19 protein-coding genes and 4 pseudogenes are annotated in these 18,107 nt (G+C 48.1%); 17 read left to right on the top strand and 6 right to left on the bottom strand.

From position 1 onward, the window contains the following. Window positions 1-10: 10 nt before the first annotated feature. From ebsA to ftsH4, 13 genes and pseudogenes are all read left to right on the top strand, one after another. Window positions 11-321: pseudogene (ebsA, locus tag ON05_RS38455) on the top strand (type IV pilus biogenesis protein EbsA); the annotation flags it as partial. Window positions 322-416: 95 nt separating this feature from the next. Next, the gene (locus ON05_RS08410; protein ID WP_010470154.1) at window positions 417-1,505 is read left to right on the top strand and encodes a phosphotransacetylase family protein; all 1,089 of its coding nucleotides are present in this window, start codon (window positions 417-419) and stop codon (window positions 1,503-1,505) included. A gap of 52 nt (window positions 1,506-1,557) precedes the next feature. Then, window positions 1,558-1,803: a TIGR02450 family Trp-rich protein gene (locus ON05_RS08405; protein WP_029315034.1), complete on the top strand. Its 246-nt coding sequence runs from the start codon at window positions 1,558-1,560 to the stop codon at window positions 1,801-1,803. 14 nt (window positions 1,804-1,817) lie between these two features. Then, complete coding sequence (locus ON05_RS08400; RefSeq protein ID WP_255345075.1) at window positions 1,818-1,946, top strand: hypothetical protein; 129 nt, start codon at window positions 1,818-1,820, stop codon at window positions 1,944-1,946. Continuing rightward, window positions 1,936-2,816: pseudogene (gene lgt, locus ON05_RS08395) on the top strand (prolipoprotein diacylglyceryl transferase). The gene ON05_RS08400 and the pseudogene lgt overlap by 11 nt, the downstream one beginning before the upstream one ends. Then, window positions 2,813-3,640 (top strand): precorrin-4 C(11)-methyltransferase, encoded by an 828-nt coding sequence (gene cobM, locus ON05_RS08390; protein WP_316964409.1) that lies wholly within the window; start codon window positions 2,813-2,815, stop codon window positions 3,638-3,640. Before lgt ends, cobM begins: the two are co-directional and overlap by 4 nt. A gap of 394 nt (window positions 3,641-4,034) precedes the next feature. After that, window positions 4,035-4,178: a hypothetical protein gene (locus ON05_RS08385; RefSeq protein WP_010470165.1), complete on the top strand. Its 144-nt coding sequence runs from the start codon at window positions 4,035-4,037 to the stop codon at window positions 4,176-4,178. Between the two features lie 64 nt (window positions 4,179-4,242). Then, window positions 4,243-4,392: a chlorophyll a/b-binding protein gene (locus ON05_RS08380; RefSeq protein WP_010470167.1), complete on the top strand. Its 150-nt coding sequence runs from the start codon at window positions 4,243-4,245 to the stop codon at window positions 4,390-4,392. Window positions 4,393-4,732: 340 nt separating this feature from the next. Further along, on the top strand, window positions 4,733-4,885 hold the full coding sequence (locus tag ON05_RS08375; RefSeq protein ID WP_010470169.1) for a high light inducible protein: 153 nt from the start codon (window positions 4,733-4,735) through the stop codon (window positions 4,883-4,885). A gap of 121 nt (window positions 4,886-5,006) precedes the next feature. Continuing rightward, a pseudogene (locus ON05_RS08370) lies at window positions 5,007-5,960 on the top strand (RNA polymerase sigma factor, RpoD/SigA family). Between the two features lie 485 nt (window positions 5,961-6,445). Next, the gene (locus ON05_RS08365) at window positions 6,446-6,643 is read left to right on the top strand and encodes a hypothetical protein (protein ID WP_010470172.1); all 198 of its coding nucleotides are present in this window, start codon (window positions 6,446-6,448) and stop codon (window positions 6,641-6,643) included. A 141-nt stretch (window positions 6,644-6,784) separates the two neighbouring features. Further along, entirely contained in the window at window positions 6,785-7,012 is a 228-nt protein-coding gene (locus ON05_RS08360) for a DUF2949 domain-containing protein (RefSeq protein WP_010470173.1), read from the top strand. A gap of 33 nt (window positions 7,013-7,045) precedes the next feature. Beyond that, window positions 7,046-8,946, top strand: a pseudogene (gene ftsH4, locus ON05_RS08355) (ATP-dependent zinc metalloprotease FtsH4). A gap of 66 nt (window positions 8,947-9,012) precedes the next feature. Here ftsH4 and ON05_RS08350 read toward each other — a convergent pair. After that, the gene (locus tag ON05_RS08350; RefSeq protein WP_010469879.1) at window positions 9,013-11,562 is read right to left on the bottom strand and encodes a TPR end-of-group domain-containing protein; all 2,550 of its coding nucleotides are present in this window, start codon (window positions 11,560-11,562) and stop codon (window positions 9,013-9,015) included. Between the two features lie 378 nt (window positions 11,563-11,940). Here ON05_RS08350 and ON05_RS08345 point away from each other — a divergent pair, with 378 nt between their 5' ends. Beyond that, entirely contained in the window at window positions 11,941-13,611 is a 1,671-nt protein-coding gene (locus ON05_RS08345; protein WP_010469877.1) for a PstS family phosphate ABC transporter substrate-binding protein, read from the top strand. A gap of 31 nt (window positions 13,612-13,642) precedes the next feature. Here ON05_RS08345 and ON05_RS08340 read toward each other — a convergent pair whose 3' ends face one another. The 5 genes from ON05_RS08340 to ON05_RS08320 form a co-directional block, all read right to left on the bottom strand. Continuing rightward, window positions 13,643-14,008 carry a cupin gene (locus ON05_RS08340; RefSeq protein ID WP_010469875.1) on the bottom strand — a complete coding sequence of 122 codons (366 nt, stop codon included), beginning with the start codon at window positions 14,006-14,008 and terminating at the stop codon, window positions 13,643-13,645. An 11-nt stretch (window positions 14,009-14,019) separates the two neighbouring features. Next, window positions 14,020-14,442 (bottom strand): GNAT family N-acetyltransferase, encoded by a 423-nt coding sequence (locus ON05_RS08335; protein ID WP_010469873.1) that lies wholly within the window; start codon window positions 14,440-14,442, stop codon window positions 14,020-14,022. A gap of 95 nt (window positions 14,443-14,537) precedes the next feature. Then, a complete protein-coding gene (locus ON05_RS08330) occupies window positions 14,538-14,669 on the bottom strand; it encodes a GNAT family N-acetyltransferase (protein ID WP_010469871.1) in 132 nt (43 codons plus the stop codon). A 17-nt stretch (window positions 14,670-14,686) separates the two neighbouring features. Beyond that, window positions 14,687-15,058, bottom strand: coding sequence for a GNAT family N-acetyltransferase (locus ON05_RS08325; protein ID WP_050857430.1), 372 nt, complete (start codon window positions 15,056-15,058; stop codon window positions 14,687-14,689). Between the two features lie 21 nt (window positions 15,059-15,079). Further along, complete coding sequence (locus ON05_RS08320; protein ID WP_139025616.1) at window positions 15,080-15,391, bottom strand: cupin domain-containing protein; 312 nt, start codon at window positions 15,389-15,391, stop codon at window positions 15,080-15,082. 242 nt (window positions 15,392-15,633) lie between these two features. Here ON05_RS08320 and pdxH point away from each other — a divergent pair, with 242 nt between their 5' ends. The 3 genes from pdxH (at window position 15,634) to ON05_RS08305 (ending at window position 18,078) form a co-directional block, all read left to right on the top strand. Further along, on the top strand, window positions 15,634-16,293 hold the full coding sequence (pdxH, locus tag ON05_RS08315; RefSeq protein WP_010469864.1) for a pyridoxamine 5'-phosphate oxidase: 660 nt from the start codon (window positions 15,634-15,636) through the stop codon (window positions 16,291-16,293). A 13-nt stretch (window positions 16,294-16,306) separates the two neighbouring features. Continuing rightward, window positions 16,307-17,590: a hypothetical protein gene (locus ON05_RS08310; RefSeq protein ID WP_010469863.1), complete on the top strand. Its 1,284-nt coding sequence runs from the start codon at window positions 16,307-16,309 to the stop codon at window positions 17,588-17,590. Window positions 17,591-17,652: 62 nt separating this feature from the next. Further along, on the top strand, window positions 17,653-18,078 hold the full coding sequence (locus tag ON05_RS08305) for a hypothetical protein (protein ID WP_010469861.1): 426 nt from the start codon (window positions 17,653-17,655) through the stop codon (window positions 18,076-18,078). Window positions 18,079-18,107 lie beyond the last annotated feature (29 nt).

Genomic DNA, 18,107 nt, shown 5'->3' with positions numbered 1-18,107 from the left:
ACGTTGTTAGATGACCCAAGTTTTAGATGCTATTCAACCTGCTACCCCACGAGACGTTAATGTCTACCTGCCCTACTACCAAGGCGGCAAGAGAGATTTACTACCCTTAGCGATAACGCTATATCAAACAGTAATTTGGAGGGGCAACGGGGCATTGAAGGGGGAAGCAACATCCCATTTGTAGCGACTTGGAACGTTTCTAAGTTACCTGCAGACCTCACCCGCTGCCGTATCCAGTTCGATAATGATGGAGATCTCAATTACGAACTCACGATCACCAATTTTGAATTTATTGGTTTTTTAATCGAAGTCATTACCAACTACCGACGCACAAAAGTTGCTGATTTTCCCAAGACTTTCTATCGTAAGCTGTTAAAACTAGATGATTAACACTTAATCTATGAGGAGTTCTCGGAGTGCAAAAGGCATCAAAGCACCTGCTGATAGGTTCCATTGAAGCCTTCAGTGGTAAGTCAGCTGCCATTTTGGGCCTTGCTCAATCTCTGATCAGGAAGGGATACCGATTAGCCTATGCCAAACCCATCGGGACTTATGCTGAAGGATTGGCCGATGACGGGCTAGATATTGATGTTAAGTTCATTGCTGAAACCCTTGGACTCACGTCAGAGCAGATTTACCCGACCCTGTTATCTATCAATCCTCATCACATTCAGCAACAACTTGAAGATAGAGATGCGACGAACTACGTAGAACAGCTACATCAGTTGAAAAAGAAAGATGATGTTGACCTCGTCCTCTTAGAAGGTCCTGGTTCCTTATCAGAAGGGTATCTATTTGACGTATCTCTACCCCAGATGGCTCAGGCACTGGATGCAGAGGTCGTGTTAGTGAGCCGCTTTCACAATCTAGCCATGATTGATGCATTGCTTAATGCGAAAGCAACCCTGGGTAATCGTTTGGTGGGCGTTATTTTCAATGATGTCAACGTTGAACAGCAACAACTATTGCAATCAACAGTGCAATCTTTTCTAGAAACGAAAGAAATACCTGTTGTGGGGATACTACCCAGTAACGCCTTACTACGCAGTGTTAGCGTATCGGAATTGGTCCAACAGCTCCAGGCTGAGGTATTGTGTGGCCATGAATTTCTCAATCTTATGGTAGAAGAGCTGACCATCGGAGCGATGAACGTTAATTCTGCCTTAAAGTATTTCCGCAAAGGGCGAAATATGGCTGTGGTGACAGGAGGCGATCGCACTGATCTACAACTTGCGGCTTTGGAGTCCTCTACCCATTGCTTGATTTTGACGGGGCATTTCCCTCCCAACGAACTTGTACTGAACCGGGCTAAAGATCTGGAGATCCCAGTCTTATTAGTTGATTCGGACACCTTGACTACCGTTGACATCATAGAGAAAGCGTTTCAGCGTGCCCAAGTCCATGAACGCATTAAAGTTGAATGCATTCAGGACATGATTAGTCAGTACTGTGATATTGATCGACTCCTGAGCGCCCTGGATTTACCCTCTCCTGTCGCTCTTTAAAAATAATTGATTGTTCATCGCTCCATTCACTTGTCACCAAGTGTTCCGTTTGATTGTGAAAAAACAGAAACCCCCTCATTTGATTGGTTCTAAATGGACCGCTCAGTCTTCAACCTTTGGTTGGCGACATTTTCGGGTTGTTAACCGCAAAAATGAGGGTTCCCTGGTTTTTGCTGAGCTAGTTGCGGCTTGTGATGAAACGGTACGATTTTGGGTGAATGCCAAAGCTCTGAAAAATCGAGGGTTATGGAAACCGGGTTGGCAATCTTTACTGGAGCAAGCACAATCCATTGAGTAAGTAGGTAAAACGCCATGCCTTACATTGCTGCCCATATGAACCTACGCATCAATACGACGGTTCTTAAGCATGGGGTGCGATACTATGCACTGGGGTTCAAACTCCTGATGAATCCATGCCTGTGTATTAACTATGTTCGCTAATTTGTTGCCATTGTACTGGGCCGTTTTTACCTCTCCTGGACCAGAAATCTTCAGGGTTGGTTCTGTCGTTATTCGCTGGTATGGCGTCTTGATTGCGGCTGCAATTGTTTTAGGGCTGCAACTTTCCCGACGTTTGGCTACCTACCGTCGGATTAATCCAGACGACATTAGTGATTTGGCAATTTGGCTAGTCATAGGAGCTATCCCTTGTGCCCGCCTATACTATGTCCTATTTCAATGGGATTATTACAGTCAACATTTAGATCAAGTTGCCACTATTTGGCGCGGGGGAATTGCCATTCATGGGGCCATTCTTGGCGGCATGTTGGCAGCTATGTTTTTTAGTCGCCTGAATCAGATTTCTTTTTGGCAATTAGCAGACTTGGTTGCTCCATCCTTGATCTTGGGGCAAGCCATCGGCCGTTGGGGCAATTTCTTTAATTCAGAAGCTTTCGGTGATCCGACCGATCTGCCTTGGAAGCTATTCATTCCACCTGTGCGTCGTCCACTTGCCTATCGGAGTTCAGCCTACTTTCACCCCACTTTCCTCTACGAATCAGTATGGAATCTGATGGTCCTGGGAATCTTACTGGCATTGTTTTTTAAGTTCCCAAAGCTAAAAAAGGCACGATCTTTCTGGTCTATGCGGTGACCTATAGCTTGGGTCGGCTATGGATTGAGGGATTACGGACGGATAGTTTAATGCTAGGGCCTTTGCGGATTGCTCAAGTTGTAAGCTTGATTGGCATTGGGATTGGCATGCTTGGGTTGAGCTGGCTGTATTTGCTGAAGCGGAGCCTGCCTGATACAAACAGGCCTCTTAATGCGATACTGCGGCTCTGTTTTTTATTGATATTTAGGTTGAATTGAAATCCTATGACTCCCCTTCTCCTGAGCTACTCGACCAGACAACGTCCAGTAAGCCTCTATTACCAGCGGTTTATATCGTAGGAGCAGGGCCAGGAGATCCGGATTTACTCACCGTAAAAGCTCAGCGCATTATCCAACAGGCAGATGTCGTCGTTTATGCCAATTCACTAGTGCCAAAGGAAATGCTGAGTCTATGCCATGACAGGGCAGAATTGATTCCGACTGCCACCAAGACCCTTGAAGATATCGTACCGATGATGATTGAGAAGGTGCGATCTCATCTTTCAGTCGTGCGGCTACACTCTGGTGACCCCTGCCTGTATGGGGCTGTACATGAACAAATCCAGGCTTTGGCAGAAGCCGAAATCCCCTTCGAAATTATTCCTGGTATTAGTGCATTTCAGCTGGCTGCAGCTAAATTGCAGGTGGAACTAACGGTACCCGAACTAGTACAGACGATTATTTTGACGCGAATTAGCGGCCGAACACAGGTTCCAGAAGCAGAGGAACTCGCTAGCTTAGCAGCCCACAAAGCCAGCTTGTGTTTGTATCTCAGTGCGCGCCATGTCGATCAGGCCCAACAAAAATTACTCGCTCATTATGAGCCAGATACTCCTGTGGCCATCGGCTTTCGTTTAGGATGGCCGGATGAGCAAATGTGGGTTGTGCCCTTATCTGAGATGGCAAAGGCGACCGAAGGCCATGAGTTAATTCGGACAACCCTCTACTTAATCAGTCCAGCTTTGAAGTCAACGCATTCTCAAGCGAGATCGCGGTTATATCACCCTGAACATCGGCATTTATTTCGGCCGGGTAATAACTGAGCTTCATGAGTTAACTGGCCCTGCATAAATTGATAGCTGGAACACTGTGAAACGCTTGCTAGATCGGTGGATAAAGCGCGTAACCGTATTATTTTGCTTGACAAACCTGAATTTGGGATAAGCTAAACCCCTTATCCTTGCGTAGGCTGAAACCTTCATTCGTCCATAGCAGGGGCTTAAAAACGGGCTTAACCCGAACTGGGTTTGAAAAGTTCAGGCACTGGTTTCCAAAGATTGGATGCATAGGCTAAAAGCTAGAACAGTCAATAATTGCAGCGGATTCGAAGAAGTTTCTTCACAAAAACTGAAGATTTGTGTTGACATCTCTTTACATAGCTGTTACATTAATTTACATAAGGTTACAACACACATGAGTTCCACGGAGTCTACACACATGAATACTTCTAACAATTTCTTCGGATTTAATCCCTTTGCTGAAGCTTGGAGTGGCCGCCTAGCCATGGTTGGTTTTTATGCCGCCATCGTGATTGAGCTAGTCACAGGAAAAGGCGTTTTGCACTTCTGGGGTTTAATGTAAGCCGCCATATTGCCCTCGACCTTTTTTGAAATTACCAGCTGATTATTTAGGAGATTGAATCGCAATGAATACACAACCTTCTTCTGGCTTTAGCGCCTTTTCTGAGACCTGGAATGGTCGCCTTGCTATGATTGGCTTTACTTTAGCTATCATTACTGAAGCCCTTACAGGACAAGGAATTTTGGGCCAGCTCGTCGCCTGGTTCAGCTTCTAAAAGATTTCTGATCACCGACTAAAGTTTTTCTCTCCTCTCACTTTAGTGGGGTCAGCAATAAGGGTTAAGGTTACCGCTACCTTAATCTTGTAACGAAGAATTCTATCCGTAACACGGTGGTGAGTTCTCTAAATCGTATTTAATTATCACTCTCATCCAGGCCCAGCCATTGCGCTGGGTTTTTTACTATCCACTTAAGGCCATGCCAATGAAAGGGATGGACTGGCTTCACCTAGATTGAAGGAACTGTTGAAAAAAATTAAATCGATGCTTGACAAAACGTTACAAGAGCAGTTACATTTATTTACATAAGGTTATTTCGATTACGGAGTCAAACGATATGAGTACACAAAATCCAATCTGGGGCTTCACCGATTTTGCAGAGACTTTTGGTGGTCGTCTCGCAATGATGGGATTCTTCTTGGCCCTCGTGACTGAAGTCATGACTGGTCAAGGCATTGTCGGTCAAGTTGCCGCTTTACTGCACTTCTAAATTACAGGTTGGGTAGCTTGCGAAACACACAGCTACCCCCGATGTTCTCTTCTTCCTTGTCTGTCAGCCCCAGCTCTATGCTGGGGTCTTTTATATCCAGTTATTCCAATTTTCCGTAGACATGAAAACTTCATCTGTGAGCAAAGATTCCATTACGATCTATCTGCGAGAGATTGGTCGCTTTCCTCTGTTGAATCACGAAGAGGAAATTATCTTTGGCAAGCAGGTGCAGCGTTTATAGCTTTACAAGATCTGAAACAAGACTTGCAAGCGGATCTAGATCGAGAACCCACCCTAACGGAATGGGCAGACAAAGCTGAGCTATCGATTTCACAACTGCAAAAAGAATTGAAGTTAGGCCACAAAGCCAATCGCAAATGGTGGAATCTAATTTGCGTTTGGTGGTCTCAATTGCCAAAAAGTACAACAAAGCGAAAGTTGAGTTCTTGGATTTGATTCAAGAAGGTACCATTGGCTTGCAACGGGGTGTCGAAAAATTTGACCCGATGAAAGGCTATCGCTTCTCTACCTATGCCTACTGGTGGATTCGTCAAGCTATGACCCGTGCGATCGCAGAACAAGAACGAACCATCCGCTTACCGATTCACATCAATGAAAAACTCAGTAAGCTGCGCAAGGTTAGACGCCAACTGTCGCAAAAACTCCATCGCGACCCCACCATCCAAGAGCTAGCGGTAGAGATGGACCTTACGCCTAAAAGATTGAAGACTATCTCAACTATGCGCGTCGCTCGATCTCGTTAGATATTCAGATTGGCGATCAGCAGAATACGGAACTGTGGGAGCTACTTGAAGATCCCAATGAGTCTCCCGATACCTATGCCACAGCATCTTCCCTGCGGTCTGATTTGGCCAAGCTACTCCAAGATCTCAGCCCGCAGCAGCGGGAAGTGATTACTTTGCGATACGGCCTGATTGATCAAAATCCACTGACCTTAGCAAAAGTGGGTGAGCGTCTGAACGTCAGCCGGGAGTGGGTTCGCCGGGTAGAGCGGGAAGCCTTTAAGATTTTGCGATCGCAAAAAGTGATGCTGCAAGAATATATGGCGATTTAGCCACGAGAATGCGTCCCGCCATTCGCTATTAATTACTTTCAATTCTGCTGGATAAAAGCCCAGCGGGTAATTCTTCTAGCATAGAAACCACTATTAGTCCCTAGCCCTGCACAATCATGCTTGGGGCTAGGTCACTTCAACTCATCTCCATTCAGTTCACAATACCGTTACATTAATTGTGTTCTATGTAAAAGCTTTACAAAAGTAGACTATAAAAATACTTAAATCGCCACATCAGCACACCTTATTAAACTATTTTTGATGCTGATTATCAAGAAAATATAGATGAAAGTGGCTATTTATTTACTTAAAAGTTCAAATAGAGTTCTTAGTGGCAACTTTAACTCACCGTAATTAAATTTGAACTGTTTTTTAGCTAAATAAGCTTTAACTCAGAGACCCTACAGAAAGTCAAGTTGAATCTTGACATTTTGTAACACTTTGATTAACATAGTTAACATAGCGTTACATTTACGGAGTCTGTTATGTTTGCACCTATCGTTGTTCTTACTCGCACTGCTGTTGGTACCCCCCGATTCACCAAACTCAGAGGCAAAGCGATCGCTCTGCATTCAAAAGCCATTACCAACTTCTGCAATCAAGTCGGTATTGAGCGGACTCAGCGCCAAAATTGGATTCGTCTTGCCCGCGATAACGGCAAGCGCTTAGGTCTCCTTGCCTAAACTGACTCAATCCCTCCCCTCCCGCAGCATTGATATATTGCTTGTCCAATTGAATCTTTTTCAAAATCGATAGGATGAAGACAATTGCTTTCAAGCCTTAGAGATTTAATCTCCGCCTTACTCCCCTGACGACTCTCAACCATGAACTATTCTGCTCAAACCAAGCTAATTCGTTACTTGCGGGAAGAGCTGTTGATCCCGGCTGATGCGATCTCACTTGCGATCCGCCAGCAACATAATCTTTCGAGCCAACTTCCCATCATTCTTTGGCAGTTCGGCTTTATTACCATTCAGCAGCTGGACCAAGTGTTTGAATGGTTAGAACAGACAGAGTCTTTGAATGGGGTGGGAGCTTCTCCGGCCACCTGAACCAGCAAGTTACCAAGCGTTAGGGAGCGAACCATGCCGATCAAAGACAAGCCTCAACGTCCTCGTCCAAACCTCATTACAAGTCTGCTGCTATTTTTACCAGCCATCTTGTTAATTGCGAATTTGGCTCTCCCCTTTGTCATGGGACCTAGGGTGCCCCGGGTACCTTACAGCTTTTTTATTGAACAAGTTCGTGACGAGCAGGTTGCCCGAGTTTCCGTGGGCCAAAAATTGATTCGCTACCAGCTTAAAGATGACACAGCTGAAGAGTCAAAAATCTTAGAAACCACCCCAATCTTCGACCTAGAGTTGCCCAAGCTTCTCGAATCCAAAGGCGTCGAATTCGCCGCCACTCCCCCTCCCAGCAATCGCTGGTTCACCACCCTACTGAGCTGGGTCATCCCCCCCGTCATCTTCGTCGCCATCTTCCAATTTTTTAGCCGTGGCGGCATCGGTGGCGGGGGTCCCCAAGGCGCCCTCTCCGTCACCAAAAACAAAGCCAAAGTCTACGTCGAAGGCGATGACAACAAAGTCACCTTTGATGACGTCGCAGGCGTCGAAGAATCTAAAACCGAACTCGAAGAAATCGTCGAATTCCTCAAATCTCCCCAACGCTTCACCGAAATTGGTGCCAAGATTCCCAAAGGTGTCTTACTAGTTGGTCCTCCCGGAACCGGTAAAACCTTAATGGCCAAAGCCGTCGCTGGCGAAGCAGGCGTCCCCTTCTTCAGCATCTCTGGTTCAGAATTCGTCGAACTTTTCGTCGGTACGGGTGCCGCTCGGGTCCGTGACCTGTTTGAACAAGCCAAAAGAAAGCCCCCTGCATCATCTTTATTGACGAACTCGATGCCATCGGTAAATCTCGAGCAGGCGGTAACGGCTTCGTTGGCGGAAACGACGAACGAGAGCAAACCCTCAACCAGCTGCTCACGGAAATGGATGGCTTTGGGGCTGGAGATGCCACCGTCATCGTTCTAGCTGCCACCAACCGTCCAGAGACCCTAGACCCCGCCCTCCTGCGTCCCGGTCGATTTGACCGCCAAGTCCTCGTAGACCGTCCAGACCTCACCGGTCGTCTGGCCATCTTGGAAATCTATGCCAAGAAAGTCAAACTGGGTGAAAATGTTGACCTCAAAGCCATGGCCACCCGTACCCCAGGCTTTGCTGGAGCTGACTTAGCGAACTTAGTGAATGAAGCTGCCCTCCTGGCTGCTCGTCGAGGCAGCAAAGTCGTCGAAACCCAAGACTTTGCCGAAGCCATTGAGCGAGTCGTTGCTGGACTAGAGAAAAAGAGCCGCGTCCTCAACGACAAAGAGAAGAAGATCGTTGCTTATCACGAAGTCGGTCATGCCCTCGTCGGTGCCAAGATGTCTGGTACGGATCAAGTCGAAAAGATATCCATTGTTCCCAGAGGCATGGCAGCCTTAGGCTACACCCTCCAGGTCCCCACAGAAGACCGCTTCTTGTTAAACGAAGCTGAACTCAGAGGTCAGATTGCCACGCTTCTAGGTGGACGGGCCGCAGAAGAAGTCATCTTTGGCAGCATCACCACGGGAGCGTCTAACGACTTACAGCGAGCCACGGACTTAGCCGAGCAAATGGTGACCTCCTACGGCATGAGTGAAGTGTTAGGACCCCTGGCTTATGACAAGGGTCAGCAGAACAACTTCCTCGGTGGCGGCATGAACGCGAGACGAATGGTCAGCGATGAAACAGCCAAAGCCATTGATAAGGAAGTCAAGGGCATTGTCGAAACCGCTCATCAGGAAGCTCTGAGTATTCTCAAGGAGAATAAGGAATTGCTGGAGACGATTTCGGAGCAGTTGCTGGAGTCAGAGGTGATTGAGGGCGATGGCCTCCGCCAGATGCTAGCCAAGGTTCATCCTGAATCCCATGTACAGCCTACGGAAGAACAGGAGCCTGTCACGCTCTAGTAGTTGATGAAAGTCCTAAGCAAAAGCCCTTCACATTTGTAGTGGAGGGCTTTTGCTTTAGATTGATTAGCGGTTGACCAGTTCACGGAACCATTCATCCTCACGGAAATCAACGAATTGAGGATCACTACGGGCTTGTTCTCGGAAGCTGGGATTCAGCTTGATAGCCCGTTCGAGATTTTCTAAGCTTAAGGCTGTCTCCCCTTGGAGGACATAGCAGACTGCCTTGCCATAGTAGGCATTGGGGTAATCTGCATTTATTTCTAAGGCTTTGTTCAAGCTGATCAGGGCTTCGCGATCTCGCTCTAGCTTGATCAGAGCATATCCGCGATGACTCCAGGCTTTGTAGGCCTCCGGCTTGTGGGTCACGGTATGTTCGAAGGACTCAAACGCATCTTCATGGCGTTCGAGGACTTGTAAGGCTAACCCCCGGTTTAACCAGGCTGCAGCATCCTCAGCCTCATGTTGAACCACATGATCAAACGAGGCAAAGGCGTCTTCATGGCGTTGGAGAGTGCCCATCACAAATCCCCGATTCATCCAGGCATTGCGATGGTTCGGTTCAATCGCAATCACACGGTCATAGGCAGCAAGGGCTTCATCCCAGCGCTGAAGACGCTCCAGCAGGGTGCCACAGTCCATCCAGTTTTGTGTCTCTTCTGGCTGCAGTTTTGCTGCTTCTTTGAAGGCCCCGAGAGCACCTTCATATCGCTGTAAATCTTTCAGAACTTGGCCTCGGCGCTGCCAAAGCTGGGGGTCTTCTGGGGTTAGCTCAATCGCTTTATCTAGGGAACCAACGGCCTCTTCAAATAGCTTTAGCCCTCTCTGCGCTTCGGCTCGCTGACACCATAGTTGAGGGTCATCGGCTTTTAGCTCCAGGGCTTGATTATATGCAGAGAGGGCCTGACGGAAATTGCTGTCTGCGAGGTGCTCATCTCCTTGACGGATATAGTCTGCAACATCCAGGAATAGATCGGGATGATTGGCCTGGAGGCGCTCCAAAGGCCCTAATGCTGTCTGCAATTTCTGATCGATTTCTGCCACAGCATCCCCGGCGATCTGGGCTGGAGATAAGGCTGCAAGCTGCTTGAGAATCTGATCTTTGCGAGCTTGGGCATCCGTCGCAATGGTCGCCAGATCTTGTTCTGTTTTCGCTTCTATGGCCTGCAAAGATTGCTGGGTTTGTTCTTGGGAACCTTGCAAATTCGTCTTGAGGTCCGCTAGCTGACTGGACACCTGTCGGGTCAGGGCCTCGAGGTCTTGGACTGCCTGTTCTTGGGTGGTTTGAACTTCTGTCTTTAGATCTGCCAGCAGAGTCGAGGCATTGTCGGTCAGAGCCTGAACATCCGCTAGGGCATTGGTCTTTTCAGTCTCTAACTGAGTTCTGTAGTTGAACAGCTGAGTCGAGAATTCAGACTCTTGTACCTGCAGCCGTTGCAAGGTCTCACTGGCCTGGGTTTGGAAGGTCTCTTGGGCTTCAGTGAGCTGACGCGTAATCTCAGTACCGACCTGTTTGAGGCGCACCAGGAAGGACTCTTTCTTCTCGTTCGCCTTAACCTGAAGCTGGCCTTCAATCTCCTCTAGCTGGGGGGTGAAATCACTTTCTAGCTGTTTGAGGTTTTGTAAAATCAGTTCCCACTGTTTACGAGCCTCTTGCTGGAGGTCAGACAGCTGGGTGACATATTCGGCTTTAGAGGTGGCAAGATAGCCAATTAAGGTTTCTTTCTCTGTTTGAGCAACGGCTTGTAGAGCCGACATTTGCGGCCCAAAATCATTACTCATTTTTTCAACCCGCGTCAGGATCTTGTCTCGTTCCTGCTCGCTTTTATCCAGAAGTTGGGACAATTGGGTTTTGAAATCCGTCTCAGACTGCTTCAGGCGGCTGAGAAATTCTGTTTTTTGCGATTGGGCATCCGATTCAACTGTAAACAGCTGGGGTTCAATCTCTTCGCCGAGGCGTTTGAGATGGGCCAGAATCGTTTCTTGTTCGGTTCTCAGTTCCGTATCTAGGGTGGCAAATTTAGCGGTTGAATCAGATTCAAAGGTTGCGATCGCAGCTTCCGTATCCGTCAAGGACCCTTCGATTTTATTGAGGATCTGCTGTTGCTTGGTGGAAAATTCCGCCAGCATATCTGACAACCGCTGGCGCTTACTGGTTAAGTCTTGATGAAACTGCTCCGACTCTTGATGTAAATCTGCATCTAGATCTTCTGCCTTTTGCAGAATCACCTCCACGGCATCCGCCGCATCCGCCAGATGTCCTTTTAAATCCCGCATCTCCCGCAGGTGTTTTTGCACCACCTCCGCGACTTCATGAACCACGGCGCGTCGAAGCAAAATCAAGCTGGCAATGGCCGTGGCTAGGATCAATCCCAGCACCACCAAAAACCAATTAAATAAGGTGGTGGTTTGATTGACGGCTTGAGTCGCCTCTGCCTGGGCTTGTTTTTGTCCTTCCCGTTCTTTGCGCAGCTCTTGCAACAGTCGCTCAATCTCTTGCGGATCTGGACTAGGGGCGGTCGGTGATGAAGAAGTCTGGGCCAGGGCAGGACTCAAGAGCAACGTCGAGAGAACAACGCTATACCAAATAGATGTGCTGAGAGTTTTGGATTTCATCAGATCTTCCTCACCTGGGTGGGGTTTGCGATCACCTTCATATATAAGGTAATCAAAATTGAGACGGGTGCTTGCTGTGTACCTAACATAGTAAGGGCCTAAGGAGCAAGTTCCTCTGCCCCTTCGATTCCCGTAAGCGCATGAATATCTTGAGAGTTAGCGGTGCATCATGGATCATGGGAGTGAACTCAATCTAGTCTTGGCAACCTGTCATTTTTTCTTTAACTCGGATAAAATTTGCCATAAAATAACACAGTGGCTAGACTTGGACTTTACCGTTCATATCAGACTTAACGTCTCATATCAGACTCAACGTCAACCTTAACTAGACTTCGAGTGTATCGTCTTTCTCAATAGCAGCCCGCACTGCTCAATTTAATGGATAGCGCCAGCAAATCTGTACTGCTCCTACAGCCCCTAAAATTCCAGGCTCAGGTATGGACAACCGCCCTACAATCCCAACAAATCGAAGTCATTGAAGAGCCTGTCGGCATCAGTTTCTCGCAACTCGCAGGTCAGCGTGATGCCATTGAACGGGCCAATATTGGCCTGCTGCTAGTGGATCTAGGGGCTCAACATCTGAACGCCTTTGATATCTGTCGGTGGTATCACGACAATTACCCCGACCTCAAGCTGATCCTGACCGCAGGGTTACGAAAAAAGGTTCTATCCACGGAGCGACGCTTAGCCCTAGAACAAGGTGCGGAAGACTTATTCCCTGGATTTCAACAAGATAATATTTTACCTGCAGCCATTGGTCGGGTGAGACGCATCCTAGAGATCCTGAGATATCACCCCTTAGAAGAACAAAATCTGATCGATGATCTGATGGCCTTCTATCGGCACGGTGCTGTTCCCGCCCACAAATTACCGACCCCCACGGAAATGGCGTTTTCGACTTCTCGCCAGAGCTGCCCCATCGACTTCGAAGAAAACCCGCAAACCACTATCATCCTGCCAGAGCGAGCCTATTCGGTGCAGCGGTTGTCGAGTCCAGACGAGTCTCCCCCACCCGTTTCACCCCCATCCCCCCCCCAACCCAAGCTCAGCAAGTTCTATCTCAAAGCGTCTTTAGTTGCCTTGCTCCTTCTGATTGCCGGTTTCTGGGGATGGTTACGGTCACCCCGTCAATTCCAAATCAGCCCGATTCAGGGGGCTGCTAATTTGGCACTCACCCCTACTTTTTCTGAAGTGCCTGATGTTCCAGAAGGGCTGTATAACTATGGCGGTAGCGCCACTTGGGCTTTGATCCGTCCCCAGGTCGAAGATGCGATCGCAAAGGTCTATCCCAACCTGCAGTTACGCTATGTAGAAACCGTCCAGGGCACACCCGGCTCGGGTCAAGGCATCAAAATGCTCCTGGATGGCAAAATTGACTTTACCCAATCCACCCGCCCCCTCAATGATGAAGAATATGCGATCGCAACCAAAAGAGGGTTCAAAGTCACCCAACATGCCATTGGCCTGGATGGTATCGCGGTCGTCGTTCATCCTTCCCTGAACGTACCAGGCCTAACCGTCGCCCAACTACGACAAATCTATTTAGGCAATATCAATAACTGGAATCAGCTAGGGGGACCGGATCAAGATATTATTCCTTTTTCGCGCCAATCTGGGGATTCTGGCACCGCAGATTATTTCCAAGAGTATGTGCTGCAAAATGAACCTTTTAGTTCAACCGTTGTCCCCATCTACTCCACCACAGATGCCCTACGCCAACTCAATGGTGCTACTGGGGGGATTTATTATGCCTCAGCGGCAGAAGTGCTCTACCAATGTATTGGCAAACCCATTCCCTTAGGACTCAGTCCAGATAAACTCATCCCTCCCCAGCAGGGCAAGCCAACCCAGAATTGTCCCCCCGCTCGGAACCAGCCTAATTTAGAGGCGTTCCGCGATGGCAGCTACCCCATCACCCGATCCCTTTACGTCATTGTCAAAGAGAACAAAGATCGGGAGCAGTTAATTGGCGAAGCCTATACAGACATGATGTTGAGCGAGCAGGGCCAGAAGCTCATTGAACAAGCAGGGTTTGTCAGAATCGAATAACATTCCGAGTGACCTGGATCAATCGCAACGTTTAGATTTTATCAACATCCCGATGAACCGCCTCTGGTGAAAAGGCGGGTAAGCAGACTGCAATATACTCTGCGCCATCCGGCGTGCTATACCGAATCCATTCCCCCGGTTCTGTAACGATGGCTTGCCCCGCCTGCACATCCAAGACACCCCCCTCATACTCAACTCGCAATAATCCTTGCAGGACAACGGTCATTTCCTGGAATTCGGGCTTTTGTCCAGGTTCTTGCCAGCCTGCAGGCGATACCATGCGGGCAACGCTGATATGGTCATGCTTGGAATTGACTCGCCCAAAAAATTCTTCAATCCGTTTGGGTTTATTCCCGGCAGCAGTAATAATCGTCGGCTGGGCAATCAAAGTGGGCATAACAGTCTCCATTAAAGCTTGAGGGAAAAATGATAGCTGTTGATTTGCAGACCTTCTCGCTGGTAAAACCGATGGGCTTCCAAACGCTGCAAACCAGAATCTAAATGCAACTGAGCACAATCCTGCTGACGAGCATACTCGACAAGCCAGTCTAACAGTTGGTGCCCGTAATGTTGCGATCGCATCTGGGCATCGGTAATCAAATCATCAACATACAAAAATCGTCCCCAAGATAGGCTTTCACTCATTCGAAATCCAGCAACTGAACAGATGCACTCTGAATTGGATGCATAGGCCAACTGATACCCAGACTGCATCTGGCTTTGGACTTGAGTAACAAAGTCGTGGAGTGTTAGGTGTGCTCTTAACTGCACCATCACTGGGTAACAGGCTCGAATCTGATCATCCGTTGTTGCAATCTGAATGGAAGTCACGGTTAATTTTTGACGCTCTGCAGGGTATCTATTGTCAAGATAGAACCAAACATTAGGTTAACAACCGGAGAAATTCGCCCATAACTCCAGCGACACTAAACAACTTTTGCATAGACCACTTGATCGACAAACTGCCCCTCTTTGTACACCCCTTTACGGAAATATCCTTCTTGTTCAAACCCATTCTTTTCCAACGCTCGGATAGAACTCAGGTTGGTGCTAAACACCTTGGCATAGATTCTGACTAATCTGTTAGGCCATAGTCACTCATCCCTGCAATCGCTGCTGTGACGATACCTTGCCCCCAAAAAGGCTGACTAACCCAGTAACTTAATACTCCGGAATAGCGACGAATATCATCATGGATTAGCAGACTAATGGAACCGATAGCTTCTTGGTCAGTGGCAATCGCCAAATACAGTCCATCAGCTCTGTGAAGGGCTTGATCAATCCACCGTTCTGCATCCTGGTGCGTATAGGGAGAAGGGAACTCATCCCGCATATTCCGCCAGATCTTTAGATTGTCAGCATATTCTTGAAATGCTTCTGCATCTTGGATGACCCACGGTGGTAATCTGAGTCCAGGTATTTGCAGGGGTAGAGACAAAGTGTTCATGACCAAGATGGGATTAAAAATTTAAGGGGTTGGACGAATCAAGGTCATCAGTGTCGCCATTGACTCTGCTCTGGCGCGGTGTTGTGTGCCAGCTTTAACCACCAAACAATCATTTTGGACCAGGTTAAAACTGCCATTCTCAGTGTCAATCGAAACAGAGCTAGAGAGTACGACAAACATTTCATCTGTATCTGTATGGGTGTGCCAATTTGCGATCGCACCTCGCATCACCCGAATTTCCACCTGATTGCCATTAAAGTTACCGACCCATTCGCTGGTCCAAGCGGAAGTGCCCCTGGAAAGTCTTTGGGTAATCGCTGATAGATTAGCCAATATTTCACCCTCTCGTTGGCTTGGCATCATCTATGGCCAAGATAACAATGATTTCTCCTTTATCGGCGACTTGAAAAATGATTGAGCACTCTTACCCCTAATGTAGAGGTTGGGCGAATTTAGAATCAATGCTGATGGGGATGTCCGATAATTGAAGAGCATCTGTCCATCAGCAGTCAACCCAGTCCATCCAGGTTTAGTTATACCTAAGAAATTATGAGTATTCGAGTAAGCAGGCCCTGATGTCTTTAATTGATCCAACACAAACCTCCATTTCAGATCTGCGCCGTGACTATCGACAGCAGGCCCTTCTAGAAACAGAGGTCAATGCCAATCCCATCCTTCAATTTCAGTCTTGGTTTGAGCAAGCCGTCCAAGCAGAATTACCCGAACCGAATGCCATGACCTTAGCGACCATCTCGGCAGACAGCCAGCCCTCTGCCCGCATGGTGTTACTAAAAGGAGTTGATCAACAGGGATTCGTTTTTTATACCAATTATCTCAGTCGGAAAGGGCAAGATTTAGCCCAAAGACCTTGGGCTGCTTTAGTCTTTTGGTGGGCAGAATTGGAACGTCAGGTCCGAATTGAAGGGAAAGTGGTGAAAGTCAGTGACTCAGAAACGGAAGCTTATTTTGAGAGTCGGCCTCGGGGCAGTCAACTGGGGGCATGGGCCTCAGACCAAAGCCAAGTGATTAGCGATCGCAATATTCTAGATCAGCGCCTGCAAGCGTTAGAACAGGAATATCAGAATCAACCGATTCCCCGTCCTCCCCATTGGGGAGGCTACCGGGTCACCCCTCATCTGATCGAATTTTGGCAAGGACGCACCAGTCGTCTTCATGACCGTCTCTGTTATCGATATTCGGATCAGGAATGGATTCTTGAGCGACTATCTCCCTAAAGCTGCATAGCCAATGACACTCATCCAAGTTTGGGGATGCTTACTCATTTTTGTTCTTTGTCCCTTGTTGGGGGGCATACCAGCATCAGAATGGTTAATTCAACGCCTGCCTGCGCGTCCAAGATCATCCTGGCGCTATGGAGTAACTTTCTTGGAGATGGGCATAGAAGCCAGTAAAGGGATTGCCAGTGTTTGCTTAGCTCGATATTACTTTCCTCGCGATCCGACCTGGTGGATCATCGCCCTGATTGCCCTAGTATTTGGACAGTTTTGGCTCCGGAAATCGAAACAATTACTCGGTATCGTTGCTGGGGGCATGGTGTATAGCTGGCAGATTGCATTTCTGCTGCTGCTCATCGGAGGTATCAGTATTACCCTGCTGCGAGAACGGCGCCTTGGACGATTGGGACTATTGATCCTATTTCCTCTACTGGTCGGCCTATACACCCAACAAAGTTCGCAGGTTATGGCGGCCATGGGTCTGAGTTTTGTAATCGCTTGGGTCGATGAGCAAGTGCCCCAGTCACCGGCTTCCATGGGGGAAAGTTCGGGTGAGTTAATGACCCTAGACCAGGCCAATGACGCCCATTTATTTGGTTTCTTTCAACGCGATCGCAACATCCGTACCCTAGACCATTCCCTCAAAGTTGACCAAGTTGGGCCATTAGCAGTGGTCCTCAGCCAGCTCAAAGCCGATGGCTATAATATCCCCCCAGGTTGGGTGCTCCCCCCAGGTGATGATGCAGCTCCCCTGATTCAGCTCCTTAACCCCAGTGCGAGCCAACCCCTCATGATTCGGTCTAGTGCCATTGGGGCTAATCCAGTTGGCCCTCCCCCCGAGCCCGTTTTTCAAATCACCTCTCGTCGAGCCTTAGCCCAAGTCATTCGGGCTTGTCGCTCAGCCTATAGTGCCACTCCTTCATCTTCCCATTCTCAAGATCAGGGGGTTGCAGTGATGGTTCAAGTCCAAGTCAAGGGTCAATATAGTGGCTTAGTCAGAAGCCAAGACCTCCCTAACAGCGATCCTGCCACCGTGGTCATTATCGGGGGTCCAGGTCCAACGCCGTCTGAAGCCCTGATGCATCCTCAAACGCAACAGATTCGAGTTTCTGATGTAGAAGAAGCTCATTCCCAGGACCTGCAATCAACTCGGTCGCTTCCCCCAGAGTTAGTGCAAAAAATCACTGCCATGGCCCGAGCCTTGGAGACCTACTATCAAGGCATTCCCCAACAAATTGAGTGGAGTGATGATGGAGCCACCCTTTGGATATTAGCCGTGAACGCCATCCAAGAATAATCTTGCCTACAATACAAAAGGTATAAATCCTGGCCCGCGTCGTAAGCGCCCTATTGAACCTTATGAACGAACATCAATCTGTTGAGCACCCTACTCGCGGATTACTAGCCTTGCTCATTGTCTGCATTGTGACTTCGGTGTTGCACTATGTCGATAATGTTCTGTTCTTTGAACAATACCCTGAACCGACTTGGTTTAATCCTTCCCTAGTCGATATTCTCTGGTTTGTGATGACCCCCATCGGTATAGCAGGCTATATCTGCTGGAAGCGAAAGCGTCGATCCCTCGCATTTGGGCTGCTATATCTCTATGTTGCCATGGGACAGTTAACCCTAGGGCACTACGTCTATGCTCCCATCTGGGATCTAACCTGGAAAATGAATAGTCTAATTCTCTTGGAATCTTTGACCGCACTGATTTTTGGAGCCTATGTCGGCTGGTTACAAGTCCGCACAGCACCCCCATTACCCCCCACCCATTCACAATAAAGCTCGCACCCATCAAGATTTAGTCAACG

Origin of the sequence: Acaryochloris sp. CCMEE 5410 (genome assembly GCF_000238775.2) — a bacterium.
Lineage (GTDB): Bacteria > Cyanobacteriota > Cyanobacteriia > Thermosynechococcales > Thermosynechococcaceae > Acaryochloris.
The sequence above is the reverse complement of the archived record's forward strand: the minus strand, read 5'-3'. Positions and strand labels throughout refer to the sequence as shown.